The organism is Mesorhizobium sp. M0019 (genome assembly GCF_040323975.1).
Taxonomy (GTDB): domain Bacteria; phylum Pseudomonadota; class Alphaproteobacteria; order Rhizobiales; family Rhizobiaceae; genus Mesorhizobium.
In genome coordinates, this window is the sequence record NZ_JAMYVK010000010.1 from 52710 (window position 1) to 67676 (window position 14967).

Below are 14967 nucleotides of genomic sequence, written 5' to 3' on the forward strand. Positions count from 1 at the left end.
CGCAGCAATTTCAACTATCTGGCTTTCTGCTGTGCCAAAGCGTTCGTCTAATTGTCCTACATTTGGGTATTTTGGCTTGACGAAGGGCTGCTAATTCCTCTTTGATATCGGGCAAGATGATTTAAATCATCGTTTGTGATATCGATGGGAGGAATGCATGAAGGCAGCCGTTACGGCTCATCCGCATTATGTCGTCTCGGAAATCGATCCGAGGCTCTACGGATCCTTCATCGAGCATCTGGGGCGGGCAGTTTACACCGGCATCTATGAGCCCGGCCATCCGACAGCGGATGCCAACGGCATGCGTCAGGACGTCATCGATCTCGTCAGGGAACTCAATGTTCCGATCGTCCGCTATCCCGGCGGCAATTTCGTCTCGGCCTACAATTGGGAAGACGGCATTGGTCCCAAGGAACAGCGCCCAGTGCGCCTCGACCTCGCCTGGCACACATCGGAAAGCAACGAAGTCGGCCTGCATGAATTTGCCGATTGGTGCACCTGCGCCAACACCGAGATGATGCTTGCCGTCAATCTCGGCTCGCGCGGCCTCGACGAAGCCCGCAATCTGCTGGAGTACGCCAACCATCCCGGCGGCAGCAAATGGAGCGACAGGCGCATCGCCAACGGCCGCAAGGAGCCCTTCGACGTCAAGCTCTGGTGCCTCGGCAATGAAATGGATGGCCCCTGGCAGATCGGTCACAAGACCGCGGACGAGTATGGCCGGCTGGCGCATGAGACGGCCAAGGCCATGCGCGCCTTCTCCAAGTCACTCGAGCTGGTGGTCTGCGGCTCTTCGAATGCCAAGATGCCGACCTACCCTGAATGGGAAGCGACGGTTCTCGACCATACCTACAACGAGGTCGACTACATCTCACTGCACATGTATTTCGACAACGACGCCAACGACGCTCCGAACTATCTCGCCATGAGCGAAAAGCTCGACGACTACATTGTCTCGGTCGCCGGCGTCATCGAGTATATCAAGGCCAAGAAGCGCTCCAACAAGCAGGTCTACATCTCGTTCGACGAATGGAACGTCTGGTACCATTCCAAGGAGCAGGACAGGAAGATACTCGGCGGCAGCAACGGCTGGCCGTTCGCCCCGCCGTTGCTCGAAGACATCTATAATTTCGAGGATGTGCTGCAGGTCGGCCTGATCCTCAACACCTTCATCCGCCGTTCCGATGTCGTCAAGATCGCCTGCCTGGCACAACTGGTCAATGTCATCGCGCCGATCATGACCGTTCCGAATGGCCCGGCATGGCGGCAGACGATTTTTTATCCCTATCTGTTTGCTTCTAACTATGGTCGCGGCAATGCGCTGGATCTCAAGGTGGAAAGCCCGACCTACAAATCCAGCGTTGCGGGCGACGTCGCCTATGTCGATGTTGCCGGCGTGCACGACAGGCAAACCGGCCACGTCACCTTCTTCGCCGTCAACCGCCATTCGAGCGAGGCAATCGAAACAGTGGTCGACCTCACCGGCTTCGGCGCGGCGGAGATCGTCGATCACCAGGTGATGGCACACGCCGATCTGAAAGCCGTCAATTCGGCCGAAAACCCTGGCAATGTCGGCCCCAGGAAGGGTGAGGGCGCCTCGCTCGCCGGCGGCAAGCTGAGCCTGTCACTGCCGGCCTATTCCTACCAGGTCATACGCCTGAGGCTCTGAGTTCAGGCGGATCATCGAGAAAGCGCAAACGCTGAGGAGGAGCGTCGACGTGACGGCCGATATCGAGATCAGGAACGTGAGCAAGCAGTTCGGTGCCATGACGGTGCTGGATCATCTGTCGCTCTCCATAAGGGCACGCGAATTCATCGTGTTCCTGGGCCCGTCCGGCTGCGGAAAATCGACGCTTCTTCGAATGATTGCCGGGCTCGAAGCTGTCGACAGCGGCGAGATTGCCATCAACAACGAGCGCATCGATCATCTGCCACCGGGCAAGCGCGGCATTGCCATGGTGTTCCAGTCCTATGCGCTTTATCCGCATATGACGGTGCGCGACAACATGGCCTTCGGCCTTGCGAATATCGGCGTACCAGGCAAGGTCATCGAGGCGCGCATCAATGAAGCCGCCCGCATGCTGGAAATGCCGCATCTGCTCGATCGCAAGCCGGGCCAGCTCTCCGGCGGTCAGCGCCAGCGCGTCGCCATCGGCCGTGCGATCGTCAAGGAGCCGAAGGCCTTTCTGTTCGACGAGCCGCTCTCCAATCTCGATGCCGCGTTGCGCACCCGCACCCGCATCGAGCTTGCCCAGCTTCACCAGCGGCTGCAATCGACGATGATCTTCGTCACCCATGATCAGGTCGAGGCAATGACGCTGGCCGACCGCATCGTCGTCATGAACAATCGCAAGATCGACCAGATAGGTACCCCGATGGAGATCTACGAGCGCCCGGCGACCAAATTCGTCGCTGGTTTCGTCGGCGCGCCGGCGATGAACTTCGTCGATGCGACGCTTGACAGATACGGCAAGAACGCCACGGCCAGGTTTGCGGACGGCGTCTCGGTGCAGACCGAGATCGCCTCCAGCCAACTGACCGATGGCAAGTACACTTTCGGCATCCGTTCTGAAGACGTGCGCATCGTTGCCGCCGGACAGGGCAATGCCGGCGGCGTGGTCGATGTGCTCGAGCGGCTCGGCGAACGCACCCTGATCTACGCGCGGCTGGGCGATGGCCAGCAGATCGTCGGCTCGGATGCCGGCAACAGCCGCGTCGCCGTCGGCGACAGAATCGGGCTCGCCTTTGATGGCCAGAAATCGCATCTGTTCAACGAGACCGGCCGCGCCTGGCATGCGAGGGAGGCCTGAGATGGCTGACCGGCTGGCGATGTCCCCGACCGCGACGCTTGCTGTCGGCGTCAGAGCCCCTACCGCCGACATCTATGCGCCGCAATGGCGAAACGTCATTTTCGTTGCGCCATTCTTGTTCTTCTTCACCACGCTGCTGCTCTTCCCGCTGCTCTGGGGGATGTGGCTGAGTTTCCACAAGGCCGACACGTTTTCGTCCGGAAATTTTGTCGGTCTCGGCAATTACGCCAGGCTGTATCACGACAAGGTCTTCCTGCAATCGATCTGGAACACCTTCTATTTCGTGCTTCTGACGGTGCCGACGCTGGCGCTGATCGGCCTTTTCCTGGCGCTTTGCCTCAACCGCCGCACGCGCACTGCCGCGGTTTTGCGGACGCTGTTCTTTTCCTCGTCGGTGCTATCGGTCACCATCGTCACGCTGATCTGGCGCATCGTCTTCATTCCGAATGTCGGCCTGTTGTCGACGATCTACGGATGGTTCGGCGCAACGGCTCCGGCCTTCATTTCCGATCCCAGCCTGGCGATGGTCGGCATCGCCATTGCCACCATCTGGTGGTGTATCGGCCTGCCGATGATGCTCTTTCTCTCGGCGCTCCAGCAGATTCCACAGGATATTTACGAGGCGGCAGCGCTGGACAATGCCAATCGCTGGCAGACGCTACGCTCGATCACGCTGCCGTCGATCAAGCGGACCTTCATCCTGGTGATCATCATCCAGATCGTGCTGCAATTCCAGCTGTTCGGCCAGGCCTGGCTGATGACGCGCGGCGGTCCGAACAACCTGACCAAGCCGATCGTGCTCTACATCTACGATACCGCATTCCGTCGCTGGGATCTCGGCCTGGGCGCCGCTGCATCGGAAATCCTGTTCATCCTCATCCTGGTCGCGGCCATGGCCCAGTACCTGGTGACACGCAGCAGGGGAGACCAGGCATGAGCGCCACAGCAGCTTCCATCAAGGGCCGGGCATTTGGCGACCATTTGTTATTGGCCCTGGTCATCCTGCTTTCGATCGTCATGATCGCGCCGGTTCTGTGGGTCATCGGCCTGTCACTCAAGGACAATACGGAGCTGATGGCCGATCCGAATTCGGTGTTTCACGCGCCCTATACGCTGAAGAACTACATCAACACCGTCGGCACCTCGTCGGTGTTCATCTGGGTGCGCAACAGCATCATCGTCTCGGGCGGATTGACGCTCGGCACGTTGATCCTGTCGTCGCTCGCGGGCTACGGTTTTGCACGGCTGAATTTCCCCGGCCGAGACGTGCTGTTCGTGATCGTGCTGTTCGGTCTGGCGGTCCCGGAACAGGCCGTGCTTGTCGCCCGTCACCAGATCTTCAGCATGCTGAAGTTCCACAACACCTATCAAGGGCTCATTCTGCCGGGCCTTTCGGCTCCGTTCGGTGTCTTCCTGATGACCCAGTATTTCAAGGCCATCCCGAAGGAGCTGGACGAAGCCGCCATGCTCGATAACGCCAGCCGGCTCAGAATTTTCTGGAAGGTGCTTCTGCCGCTCACGCTGCCTGCGCAGGCGACGCTCGGCATCTTCACCTTTCTCGGCGCCTGGAACGACTACTTCTGGCCGCTGATTTCGGCGACGAAGAAGGACATGTTCACGCTGACGGTCGGCATGGCCTCGACCCAGACCAACTTCGCCCAGTCCGAAGGCATCGGCTTCCTGATGGCGCAGGCGGTGTTCGCCGGTGCACCGATCCTGATAGTCTACCTGTTCTTCCAGAAATACATCGTCACGGCGGTCTCCGGCGCTGCGGTGAGATAACGAAGATTGCCTGACGGCCGGGGGAATGCGCAGCGATTGAAGCACGAAAGCCAATCCAGGGTGGAGCGGCGGAAACTCAGTAGGAGGAACTGATATGAAACTGAAGAAAATACTGTTTGCAGCAGTCTCTGCGGGCGCAATGATGCTCGCAAGTCCAAGCTTCGCGGCCACGGAGCTGAGCGTGCAGCGCTTTTTCGGCGCCTGCGATGCCGATTTCGGCACCAACACCGATGCCACCAAGGCCGTTGGCGAATGCGGCATCATCACCTCGCTAATCAACAAGTTCAACGCCGACAATCCCGATGTCCATGTCAACGTCACCACCGTGGAATGGCCCGGCTATGATCAGCTGACCGCGCAGTTCGCTTCAGGCGACGCTCCGGACATCGTCACGATCCATGAATCCGTACTGTCGGATTATCAGTCGAAGGGCCTGTTGATGCCGCTCGACGATCTCTTGAAGTCGGTCGGCGTGACACCCGACGCCTTCACCGACGCGGCACGCAATGGCGCCACCAAAGACGGCAAGGTCTATGGCCTGCCGATCGACAGCTGGACGATGCTCTATCACGTCAACATGGATCTTTTCAAACAAGCCGGCCTGGTCAATGCCGACGGCACGCCGATTTTTCCAAAGTCGCCCGAGGAACTGCTCGCCCAGGCCGAACAGTTCAAGCAGAAGACGGGCAAGCCTTATTTCGTCCAGAACCTGACCAATGAGACTGCACTCTACACACGCAACCTCTACACCTATCTTTTCCAGCAGGATTCCGATTTCTTCGCCGATCCGAAGCATGTGAAGTTGAATACGCCGGAAGCCAAGAAGGTCGTCGAGATGTACAAGGCGATCTTCGAGAAGGGCTACACCACCAAGGATCTCGATTATGGCGGCTCGATCAACGCCTTCCTTGCCGGCGAGGGTGGCGTCCACCTTAACGGCACCTGGGTGGTCGGCGATTACAACGCCCAGTCCGAGACCAAGGGTACGGCGCTCAACAAGGGCGGCTATGCGGTCTATCCGTATCCGCAGCTGTTTGGCGGCGCCCACGCGCAATATGCCGACGGCCACACCTGGGCCGTTTCGCAGAAAGACCGCACGCCTGAACAGATCGCGGCCATCGGTAAATTCCTGAAGTTCTTCGCCGACAACGACTTCGAATGGTCACGCACCGGTCACCTGCCGGCCTATAAGGCCGTCATCACCTCGGACGCGTTCAAGGCCCTGCCGCATCGCAACACGATCTCTGCGGTCGCTGATCTCGGCAAGCCGCTGCCGTCCGCCGTACAGCGTCAGTTTGCGATCCAGGACATTATCGGCGAAGAGATGAGTGCAGCAATCAGTGGCCAGAAGGACGTCGACACCGCCCTTGCCGACATGGAAAGCCGCGTCAACGAATTGCTCGCCAACATCTGACCACGGCTTCGAAAGGCCCTCCCAAGGCCCCCGCGGCTGGAAACGGCCGCGGGGTTTTGGTGAGGGAGTGGTTATTGTCCTCGAATTGCGAGAACTTGCCGGTGGCGACCGGGTCAAACACGCCAACCACGGCGCCGCAACCTCGGCAGCAGCCGACGCAAGCCCTGGCCGGAGGATTCCGTTAGAACGCCGCGGCCATGGGCATTGCGACCTTGTTGGGGATCTGGATGTCGATCTCCAATCTCGACGTCGTTTCGCCGTGATCCATGCTCACCTGCAGGAAATCCTGGTCGACCTGAACATGCCGGGCGATCACCGCCATGATCTCCTCGCGCAACACCGAGACGAGATCGGGCTGGTTGCGGCTTCGACGCTCGTAAGCCAACAGCAGTTGCAAGCGTTCGCGCGCCACCGGCGCGCTGCCGCGGCGCTTGAAGATATCGAGCAGGTTCATGCTGCCCTCCTTCCCAACAGCCGGTCGAGGAGGCCCCTCCGCTCGAAAGGCAGAATGACCGGCAGGTCCTCGCCCTCGAGTCTTCTTGCCGCGTCGATATAGGCGCGTGCGGCGGGGTTGGTGTTTTCGCTGAGCGTAACCGGCGCGCCCACATTGGATGCGCGCAGCACGTCCTGGCTCTCGGGAATTATTCCCAGCAAGGGCGTCGACAGGATCTCGAGCACGTCATCGATGCTCAGCATCTCGCCGCGGGCAGCGCGCGCAGCATCGTAGCGCGTGACGAGGACGTGTTTGACAATCGATTCACCTTGCTCGGCTTTCATCGTTCTGGAGTCGAGCAGGCCGATGATGCGATCGGAATCGCGGACCGAGCTCACTTCCGGGTTGGTGACGATTACCGCCTCGTCGGCAAAGCGCATGGCAAGTTGCGCGCCCCGCTCTATGCCGGCTGGGCTGTCGCAGAAGACGTAGTCGAAAACCGATCGCAGCTTGTCGATGACATCGGCGACGCCTTCCTCGGTGAGAGCATCCTTGTCGCGCGTTTGCGAGGCCGGCAGCAGGAACAGCGTTTCGAGTCGCTTGTCACGGATCAGCGCCTGCGAAAGCTTGGCGGTTCCCTGAATGACGTTGACGATATCGAAAACAACGCGCCGCTCGGCACCCATGATCAGATCGAGGTTGCGCAGGCCGACGTCGAAATCGACGAGAGCCACCCGCTTGCCGGTTTTCGCGACCGCGGCGCCGAGAGCGGCCGTCGAGGTCGTCTTGCCGACACCCCCTTTGCCGGATGTGACAACCACTACCTTGCCCATATTTGTGCCTCCAATGTTGTTAGTTGAGCGGTGCGACGCAAAGTGCGCCGTCCTCGAGAAAGGCCTGTACCGGCCTTCCTCGCGAGGAGGCGTCCATCTCCTCGGCAGTGCGGTACCAGCCGTCCACCGCCAGAAGTTCGGCTTCGTTTTTCCGGCAAAAGATGCGAGCCGCGGAATTTCCCGTGGCGCCGGCGAACGCACGTCCACGCAGCGTGCCGTAGACGTGGATCGATCCTCCGGCGATGATCTCGGAACCGGAACTGACGGAGCCGACAATGACCACATCGCCATCGGGATGAAAGATCGACTGGCCGGAGCGGATCGGTGCCTTGATCATCAATGAGTTCGGCGCCTGCGGCTCTTCCGTCTTGGCCTCAGCTGCGGCCTTCGGGTGCGGCTGCACGTAAAGCGCGTCGGCGGTGGCCTCCTTGGCGCCAACGAGGAGCGGCGGCAGATCGGCATCGAGAGCTACATTGCCATCGGCCTCGATCGCGTAGATGCGAATCCCGCGCTCCGCGAGTTGTAAGACCAGATCCCGCATCTCGCCCACCTCGGGCTTGAGTATATTCAGATCGAGCACGACCGGGCGGCCGGCAAAGAAGCCGGGAGAGTTTTCGGTCCAGTGATCGAGGCTTTGCAGCCATTCCCCTAGCGGGGCCTCAGGGGTGAGGGTGAAGGCTACAAACGAGCGCGCTCGAAAGCGTATGGACTTGTTTTGGATGGGAGCGACGCAGGTCACAGAGGCGAGTCCTTACTGATTGGTTAAGGCTAGCCCGGCATGGTTAACGAAAAGTTAATGGCGGCTTCCCGAGGCGTTGGCGGAGGCATTCTTTTTGCCCCTGATCGCCCCGCCGGCGCCCTGCTTCCGATGCACGACGAGGTCCTCCTCGCGGCTGCCTGGAGGCGCCTCCAGTTCACGAGGTCGGCCGACCGGTATATTGTTGCCGGAATGCCGGGCCTATTAAGGAGTTATCGATTTGACAAGCGTTGCCAAGGGGCCTGTCGCGGATCGCGGTCGCGCTACCTATGACCTTGGCGCGACCGCCATCTTTGCTTCCAAATCAGACCCGCGCTTTCACTATTGCCTGTATGTGCCTCCCGCGGTTGGGGAAGGGGCCAAAGTCGATCTGATGGTCGCTGTCCATGGCACCGGCCGCACCTCTTTTCTTGGATTCCGCGATGCGTTTTCCGAGTTCGGACGCTGGAACGGCTGCGCCGTTTTGTGTCCGCTGTTTCCAATCGGCGTTCTCGGGGATGATGCCCGCAGCGGATACAAATATTTGCTCGAGGGCAACATACGCTACGATCAGGTGCTGCTCGCCATGGTTGAGGAGGTCAGCGCCAAATACAGTCAGGATTGGAGCCGCTTTGCCATGTTCGGATTTTCCGGCGGCGGGCATTTCACGCATCGTTTTGCTATCCTGCATCCCGACAGGCTCTGGGCGGCCTCAATCGGCGCGCCAGGCTCGGTGACCTTGCTCGATCCGACGCGTGACTGGTGGGTGGGCATTCGCGATCTGCCGGAGAAGTTCGGCATCACCTTCGATGCCGCAGCGCTGGCAAAAGTGCCTTTCCAGATGATCGTCGGCGACGCTGACCTGGAGACTTGGGAGATCACTCATGTCCAAGGCAGCACCCATTGGATGCCGGGCGCCAACGATGCGGGGCGAACACGGCCGGAACGCCTCATGGCATTGTGTCGATCGTTCGAGGAGGCGGGGGCGCGCGTGCGCTTCGATTTGCTGCCAGGCGTATCTCATGAACGGGATGCGGTTCTCGATTCGGTCAAGGATTTCCTCGCCCAACAACTCAAGGAACGAGGGAATGCCTCACGATAAATTCGTTGCGCCCCAGCCCGTGAAGAGATTATCGCAATCAAAGCCCGACCACGTCGACCGCATCCAACCGCGATCTGCTGGCAGTGCGTAACGACTAGAGCAACGCTTCGTATTGATCGCCAATCTTGTCGACTGTGAAATCCGCCGCCCTGTTTTTCAGCACGGCAGCAGGGGTGGGGTGGTCCAGCATCTCGGCCATCGCCTTCGCCAGGGCCGCGGCGTCACCGACCGGCACCAAGGTGCCGAAACGGCCGTCAGCGAGTATTTCGCGCGGGCCATGCGGAGCATCGGTGGAGATTACGGGGACACCGGCGGCCATGGCCTCGACCAAGACGTTGCCAAAGCCTTCGCTGGTCGATGACAGAACGAACAGATCGGCCGCGGCATAGCAAGCCGCGGGATCGTTGACATAGCCGGCAAAGAGCACGTCCCCGCCTATGCCTGTCTCTTCGGCATAGGCGTGCAATTCGGCAGCCAGCGGACCTTCGCCGAAGATAACAAGCCGGGCGGGGCGGCCGGCGCGCAGGGCAGCGAAGGCCCGCAGCAAAGTCCGGTGGTCCTTGACCGGCACCAGGCGCCCGGCGGTGGCAATGACCGGCGCATCGCCCATCGCCGCCAACGCTGCCTGCCAGGCATAGGAAGTCCCCGGCGGTGCTTCAGCCGGCGGCAGCGGGTTATTGATGACGACGACCTTGGATTCGGGGAAGCCGCGGGCGATGATGTCACGGCCGACACCCGCTGAAACGGCGATGGCTTTGGTTGCGCGCGCTGCAACCAGCGCGGAAAGCCAGATCGCCAGCCTCGCGCCGAGGCCGCTGGCAGGCAGCGAGGCGGCGGCATGAAAGCTTGGAAAGAATTTTGCCCGGCTTCTGGCCAACATGAGTGACAGCGCCATCACCAGATTGGCGAATTCCGGGGCGCTATAGACCGCATCAGGATCAAGGCGGCGGAACAAATTTGCGCTTCGCACGATGCCTTTCAGCGTCGCCGACTTGGCGTAACCCTCGCCGCGCAAGAGAAGGCCGAAGTCGACCAGATGCACGGCAGCTGAACGCAGCGCGGCGTTAGGGCCTTCCGCGTTCCAGGTAAAAAGCGTGACCTCGTGGCCACGCGACGCCAGTTCATTTGCCATCAGGACGAAAACACGTTCGGCGCCGCCGCCCCTCAGGCTGGCGATGTGGAAAACGATGCGCTTCACCATGCCTTGCTTCAGGCTCGGCTGGCGGCAAGGCCTGATCGGTTCGGCGGCCGGCGCATGTCGCGGATGATGCCCATGCCGATGGCCAGCAGCATGCCCAGGGCAAAGCCTGCGAACGCTCCTGCGCCTGCCACCAGGGCAGTGCGCGGGGGCCATGAGCGCGCTGGCGGGGGCACCGCGGTCGAAATCACCTGTACGTTTGTGGTGTCGATCTGCTCGCGCTCGCTGATTTGGCGCGCACGTGACAGGAAGCTCTCATAGACCGCTCTCTTCGAGGCGGCATCGCGTTCAAGTTCACGCAGGGCGACTTCGGATTCGCTGTCGGTGAATACATTGCTCTTCAGATCGTTCATCCTGGCGTTGAGAGAAGCCAACGAGGCCCCGGCCTTGTCCAGGCTGGCCTTTGCCGTGCCGATGGTGCGGGAGAACTCGGCCCGGAGTTGCGAGTTGACGGTCTCGAGTTCCGTCCTGAGCCTGACAATCGTCGGGTGGCGCGGACCGAAGGTCATCGACTGTGAATCGATCTGCTGCCGCAGGCTGTTTGACCTGTCGCGCAGCGCCGCGAGCGCTTCCGAAACCGTGGGGTCGGGATTGGCCCCGTTGATACCGGAGGCAACCAGGGCGTCGTAGCTTGCCTGCGCGGCGATGACACGCGATTGCGCATCGACGATTTCGCCATTGAGCTGCGTCAGCGTCTGCGAACTGACGAGCTGGCCATTGCTGGACGACAGGTTGTGGCTGCGCCTGTAGCTCTCGACCTTCTCTTCGGCTGCCTGCACGTCGCTCTTGAGTTGGCCAAGCCGGCTGTCAAGGGCAGCCGCGGCACGGCTGGCGCCGGCAGCTTCCGCCTTAGCCAGTTCTTCCTGGAAGTTTTTGACTATGGCCTGCGAGATCAGGATCGCCTTGGCGGTGGTTTCCGCAGATACCGAGAGGGTTGTGACAAACGAGGTCGGATCCGCGATGGCGTCTACCCGGTCCGCCAGGTTCTTCAAGGCGATGAGCCTCGGGTCGGGCTTCGCCACAGCGCCGGACGAGGATGTGCTCCGGTCCGGATCGAAAAACTCCGGATCGTGAGTCAGATTCAGTTCGTCCACCACACGGGAAAGCACGTTGCCCGAGGTCAGGATGCGCTGCTTGCTGCGCGTGCTGAGCAGTTGGCTATCGATCTGGCCCGGTTGCGAGTAGAGGTCGTTTTCCACAACCTGCAAATTGGATGGGTTGATGAGGACCTCGGTCGTGACGGTGTAACGCTGCTTGCTCAGCAATGCATAGGCGCCGCCGACAATGCCGCCGATTACCGCCAGCATGAAGGCCAGGGCGAGGCCGGCCCGCAGCCAGACGAACAGGCGTCGAAAATCGAGCTCGAGGAAATCGCCGATCTTGTCCAGGGTCACCGTTGCGACAGGCTCTGGAGGTTGCGGCGTCACCGGCGCGGAGCTTAGCGCCGCGACTGGGCCATGCTGTTGCAGCAATGCCCTGCGCCGTGCATTGGCGATACGCTCGAATGCACTGTTATTGGAAGCCGTCGCGGAGATGGGGGGTGTGCCGGAACCGGCAGACATGGTGACAACCCTTGTTAAATCATTACGCTTGGCCTGCTCTACAGAAACATCGTTAACATCTTATTTTCCAAGTTGGCCCATTTTACCGCTCACGCTGTCCGTCCGGCGGACGTTGAAGGGATTTCGTTGCCCAGAATGCCGTTCGAATATCGCCATTTGGATGGGCCATGAGCTATCCCGCTGCCGCTTCGGAACGATTATCGTCCAGCCGAGCGCGCCGTCAGAACGCGCTGTCGCTGCTGTTTTTCCTATGCGCAGCGTTCGCGCTCCTGCTTCGCTTTACGGTATCACCGCAGGTGATGAACATGGTCGTCGACTATACGGCCCAGGGAGGCTCGTTCTACGAGAAGCTGCATTTCGGCACCTATGCGATCATCCTGCTGCTTCCTATCGTTCTTTTCAGCCGGCCGTTTCTGCTGCACGGCGACGAAATTGGAATATTCAAGGCGTTGATCCGCTATTCGGTGCTGATGTTCGCGCTGGTGCCCTATCTGTTCGTTACCGGCCGTGCGGGCTCCTCCGGGTTCATCATCGATACCTATCTGGTGGCCGGCGCCACAGGCCTGTTGATGCTGGCATTGAATGCAGAGGTGCGGCGGGCGCTGGGGGACGTCGTGCTTGGAATGGCGATCCTGAGCGCTGTCATCGGCACCATCGAGGCGGTGACTCAACATCGGCTGTTGCCCTATGGGTTGAACGAACTGCAATTCAGGCCAACTGGCCTGTCGGCCCATCCGCTGGCACTGGGCGCGCTCTGCGCCACAACCATCGGATTCGTGCCGCTGACGCACTGGCGCATATGGGCGCGGGTGATGGCGATCTTCCTGTTGTTCATCGGTTGCGCTGCATCGGGCGCTCGCGCCGCGCTGATGCTCGCCACCGGCGAAATCCTCATTCTGCTGCTGTTCGTGCCTTGGCCGGGCCTGTCGCTCAAATATGAGCGGCAGGCCAAATTTGTCGTGCTGATGTTCACCGTGACGGGTGGCGCGGTGCTCGTAGCGGTACTGTTTGCGGGCGGTCTGCTGAATCGGTTCAGCAACACCATCTTCGACGAAAACTTCATGGCCCGGGTGACCATTTATCAGGTGTTCGGACTGGTCAGCTGGAACGACATCCTGTTCGGCATGAACGTTGACGACCTGCTGGCGATCGTCCGGCAGAAGCTGCATCTGCCCTACATCGAAAGCGCGCCGGTGGTAATTATCTTGCTCTTCGGCCTGCCCATAGCCCTGCTGTTTACAGCGCTGATATTCTGGTTCGTCTTCCGGCTGCTGCGCGGGGCGCCGCTGCCGGCATGGATCGGCACCATAACGTTCTTGCTTGCCGCGCTGTCAAACAACGCGCTTTCGTCAAAAACGCCGGACATGACGATCATCGTGGTGTTGCTGCTTGCCTACAGGAAGCAGCCCCATGGAGGCTCGCTCGAGAGCATGCCTTCGGCTGCTGCATCCAGCCCAAACCCGGCTGGATCTCGTTAAGCACGGACCTCGGATCCGGTCAGCCGGCGCTGTCCACGACCTCGACACCGCCCGCGCGATTGAGCGTGTGAATGCCGGACCGAGCCCATGCCGGCCCGGGATCGATTGAGCGGGGCAGTTCAAAACGGACGTCGAAATCATCAAGCCGATCCAGCCGCATCAATCCCAGGCCGCCGCCATAGGCTCTAGACCCGTTTTGCACCGGCAGCAGCAAAGCGTCGCCCTGGCGGATAAAGGCGCCGCCCGGCCGAGTGGCGGAGTGGTCGACTGCGACGGGATTGAGCGCGTGCGCAGCCCACGGCCCACGCAGCGCCGGGGCGGAATAGACGGCCATCGTGTCGGACGCGCTGCCGTGACCGAACCGCTCAGTCCCCAACAGCCAGAAGCGACCGTCGGATTCGAGCAGCGTGGCGTCGTTGAAATCCCTGTCCGTCATCAGCACCGTATCGCGTACCCAGCGATCCGGAAACTGCTCGGCACGGTAGAGCACCAGTTCTCGCGCCGTAGCGCTTTCAGGGATCATGAAAATCTCGCCGGAGTGAGCAAACACCTGCGGATATGACAGGTGATGCGCTTCCTCCAGCACCACTTTCGGCACGCCGAAAGTGCCGTCGGTGCCAAGTTCAGCGACAGAAATCACCCCGCGGCCGGTGGAGTAGGGAAACTCCTCGACAAACAGAAAATGACGGCCGTCGCGCTCGAGAACGAACGGATCGGCGTAGAAGCGCTGCCCGTCATCGGCAAGCACGGTGAACGGCTTACCATCCAGCTGTCCGGTTTCGGCGACGCCTGGACCGTCGATCAGCCGATAAGCAACCTGCCAATAGAAGGGGCGCCGACCACGTCGCAGTTTTTGCACGGCGCGGTCGACCAACCCCCTGCCGAAAAAGGGCAGATAGTGCCCGATAAATCCGCCTTTCTGCAGGGGCGGCGCCGGGCTCTCGGCAATCGGCGCAAGTTTGCCCGCGGAAAAGCGGGCGACACATTGGGCAATCAGGGAGATGGCGCCGGCGAGCAGGTCGTTGCTGGTTCGAGACAGCCACAACCGGTCGCTGATCATCGGCCGCGCTCTGGCGACGGCAACGCCGTCGAGCCGAGCGGTGAGTTCGGGCAGCCGCCCGCTCGCCAGCATCTCGGTCATGCCCGCGGCAAAGCTGCTTTGGCCGCAAAATTCGAGCGTCAGGACAGGCGTGCCCCGTCGTGCGGCGGTAGCGGTGAGATCGACCATAAGATCGACTGGGCCGGTGTCGCCGGACGGCAACGGCCGGGAACGGCTTGCCAGTGAGGGGCCGAAGCGCCGGCCCTCGAGCGCCAGCACGTTATCCATCGTGCGCGCATTGGGTTCAGGCGTCGGCGCGCGGCAACTCGAAACCGCATGTCCAGCTGCACTCAACCGCGCCAGAAGCTCATTTTCCCAGCGCCGGGATGTGTCGGCGTGGCCGATGATTAAAATATTAGTCAATCCAATATATTCTTTTTCAAGACTACTGTCATAGACTACTTGTCAGCCCAACCTTTCACAAGAGTTAAACCGGGAGAACGCGGCCTTGGTTGTTAATCATATATTAAGAATTGAGATCACGAAGGCGCTTTCCGGCGCTATTATGGCTCTTGCGGGC

General features: G+C 60.7%; 13 protein-coding genes. 7 read left to right on the forward strand and 6 right to left on the reverse strand.

Going from position 1 to position 14967, the window contains the following annotated elements; all coding sequences use genetic code 11:
- Nucleotides 1-157 precede the first annotated feature (157 nt).
- The 5 genes from arfA (at nucleotide 158) to NKK47_RS10130 (ending at nucleotide 6006) form a co-directional block, all read left to right on the forward strand.
- Entirely contained in the window at nucleotides 158-1669 is a 1512-nt protein-coding gene (arfA, locus tag NKK47_RS10110) for an arabinosylfuranosidase ArfA (protein ID WP_023677146.1), read from the forward strand.
- Between the two features lie 49 nt (nucleotides 1670-1718).
- Nucleotides 1719-2810: an ABC transporter ATP-binding protein gene (locus tag NKK47_RS10115; protein ID WP_023677147.1), complete on the forward strand. Its 1092-nt coding sequence runs from the start codon at nucleotides 1719-1721 to the stop codon at nucleotides 2808-2810.
- Between the two features lie 19 nt (nucleotides 2811-2829).
- Nucleotides 2830-3747, forward strand: a complete 918-nt coding sequence (locus NKK47_RS10120) for a carbohydrate ABC transporter permease (RefSeq protein WP_051406145.1) — start codon at nucleotides 2830-2832, stop codon at nucleotides 3745-3747.
- Nucleotides 3744-4592, forward strand: a complete 849-nt coding sequence (locus NKK47_RS10125) for a carbohydrate ABC transporter permease (RefSeq protein ID WP_031211878.1) — start codon at nucleotides 3744-3746, stop codon at nucleotides 4590-4592. Before NKK47_RS10120 ends, NKK47_RS10125 begins: the two co-directional genes overlap by 4 nt.
- A 94-nt stretch (nucleotides 4593-4686) precedes the next feature.
- Nucleotides 4687-6006: an ABC transporter substrate-binding protein gene (locus tag NKK47_RS10130; RefSeq protein ID WP_352449655.1), complete on the forward strand. Its 1320-nt coding sequence runs from the start codon at nucleotides 4687-4689 to the stop codon at nucleotides 6004-6006.
- 181 nt (nucleotides 6007-6187) lie between these two features.
- Here the strand turns inward: NKK47_RS10130 and minE are convergent, their stop codons facing one another.
- Genes minE through minC form a run of 3 tightly spaced genes read right to left on the reverse strand, consistent with a single transcriptional unit; the run spans nucleotide 6188 to nucleotide 8011 of the window.
- A complete protein-coding gene (minE, locus tag NKK47_RS10135) occupies nucleotides 6188-6460 on the reverse strand; it encodes a cell division topological specificity factor MinE (RefSeq protein WP_023677151.1) in 273 nt (90 codons plus the stop codon).
- On the reverse strand, nucleotides 6457-7272 hold the full coding sequence (gene minD / locus NKK47_RS10140) for a septum site-determining protein MinD (RefSeq protein WP_023677152.1): 816 nt from the start codon (nucleotides 7270-7272) through the stop codon (nucleotides 6457-6459). Before minD ends, minE begins: the two co-directional genes overlap by 4 nt.
- 19 nt (nucleotides 7273-7291) lie before the next feature.
- Nucleotides 7292-8011 (reverse strand): septum site-determining protein MinC, encoded by a 720-nt coding sequence (minC, locus tag NKK47_RS10145; protein ID WP_023677153.1) that lies wholly within the window; start codon nucleotides 8009-8011, stop codon nucleotides 7292-7294.
- Between the two features lie 238 nt (nucleotides 8012-8249).
- On the opposite strand from minC, the gene NKK47_RS10150 reads away from it, so the two are divergent.
- The gene (locus tag NKK47_RS10150; protein WP_023677154.1) at nucleotides 8250-9110 is read left to right on the forward strand and encodes a hydrolase; all 861 of its coding nucleotides are present in this window, start codon (nucleotides 8250-8252) and stop codon (nucleotides 9108-9110) included.
- 94 nt (nucleotides 9111-9204) lie between these two features.
- Here NKK47_RS10150 and NKK47_RS10155 read toward each other — a convergent pair whose 3' ends face one another.
- Nucleotides 9205-10311, reverse strand: a complete 1107-nt coding sequence (locus NKK47_RS10155; RefSeq protein WP_352455346.1) for a glycosyltransferase — start codon at nucleotides 10309-10311, stop codon at nucleotides 9205-9207.
- An 8-nt stretch (nucleotides 10312-10319) separates the two neighbouring features.
- The gene (locus tag NKK47_RS10160; protein WP_031211881.1) at nucleotides 10320-11870 is read right to left on the reverse strand and encodes a GumC family protein; all 1551 of its coding nucleotides are present in this window, start codon (nucleotides 11868-11870) and stop codon (nucleotides 10320-10322) included.
- Nucleotides 11871-12037: 167 nt separating this feature from the next.
- On the opposite strand from NKK47_RS10160, the gene NKK47_RS10165 reads away from it, so the two are divergent.
- Nucleotides 12038-13348, forward strand: a complete 1311-nt coding sequence (locus NKK47_RS10165) for a VpsF family polysaccharide biosynthesis protein (protein WP_352455347.1) — start codon at nucleotides 12038-12040, stop codon at nucleotides 13346-13348.
- A 19-nt stretch (nucleotides 13349-13367) separates the two neighbouring features.
- On the opposite strand, the gene NKK47_RS10170 is transcribed toward NKK47_RS10165, so the two are convergent.
- Nucleotides 13368-14810 carry a glucosamine inositolphosphorylceramide transferase family protein gene (locus NKK47_RS10170; protein ID WP_245274719.1) on the reverse strand — a complete coding sequence of 481 codons (1443 nt, stop codon included), beginning with the start codon at nucleotides 14808-14810 and terminating at the stop codon, nucleotides 13368-13370.
- Nucleotides 14811-14967 lie beyond the last annotated feature (157 nt).

Bases quoted from the DNA above. Each gene is read 5' to 3' on its own strand.
- arfA (WP_023677146.1), top strand. From the start codon at position 158: ATGAAGGCAGCCGTTACGGCTCATCCGCATTATGTCGTCTCGGAAATC.
- NKK47_RS10120 (WP_051406145.1), top strand. From the start codon at position 2,830: ATGTCCCCGACCGCGACGCTTGCTGTCGGCGTCAGAGCCCCTACCGCC.
- NKK47_RS10125 (WP_031211878.1), top strand. From the start codon at position 3,744: ATGAGCGCCACAGCAGCTTCCATCAAGGGCCGGGCATTTGGCGACCAT.
- NKK47_RS10130 (WP_352449655.1), top strand. From the start codon at position 4,687: ATGAAACTGAAGAAAATACTGTTTGCAGCAGTCTCTGCGGGCGCAATG.
- minE (WP_023677151.1), bottom strand. From the start codon at position 6,460: ATGAACCTGCTCGATATCTTCAAGCGCCGCGGCAGCGCGCCGGTGGCG.
- minD (WP_023677152.1), bottom strand. From the start codon at position 7,272: ATGGGCAAGGTAGTGGTTGTCACATCCGGCAAAGGGGGTGTCGGCAAG.
- NKK47_RS10155 (WP_352455346.1), bottom strand. From the start codon at position 10,311: ATGGTGAAGCGCATCGTTTTCCACATCGCCAGCCTGAGGGGCGGCGGC.
- NKK47_RS10160 (WP_031211881.1), bottom strand. From the start codon at position 11,870: ATGTCTGCCGGTTCCGGCACACCCCCCATCTCCGCGACGGCTTCCAAT.
- NKK47_RS10165 (WP_352455347.1), top strand. From the start codon at position 12,038: ATGAGCTATCCCGCTGCCGCTTCGGAACGATTATCGTCCAGCCGAGCG.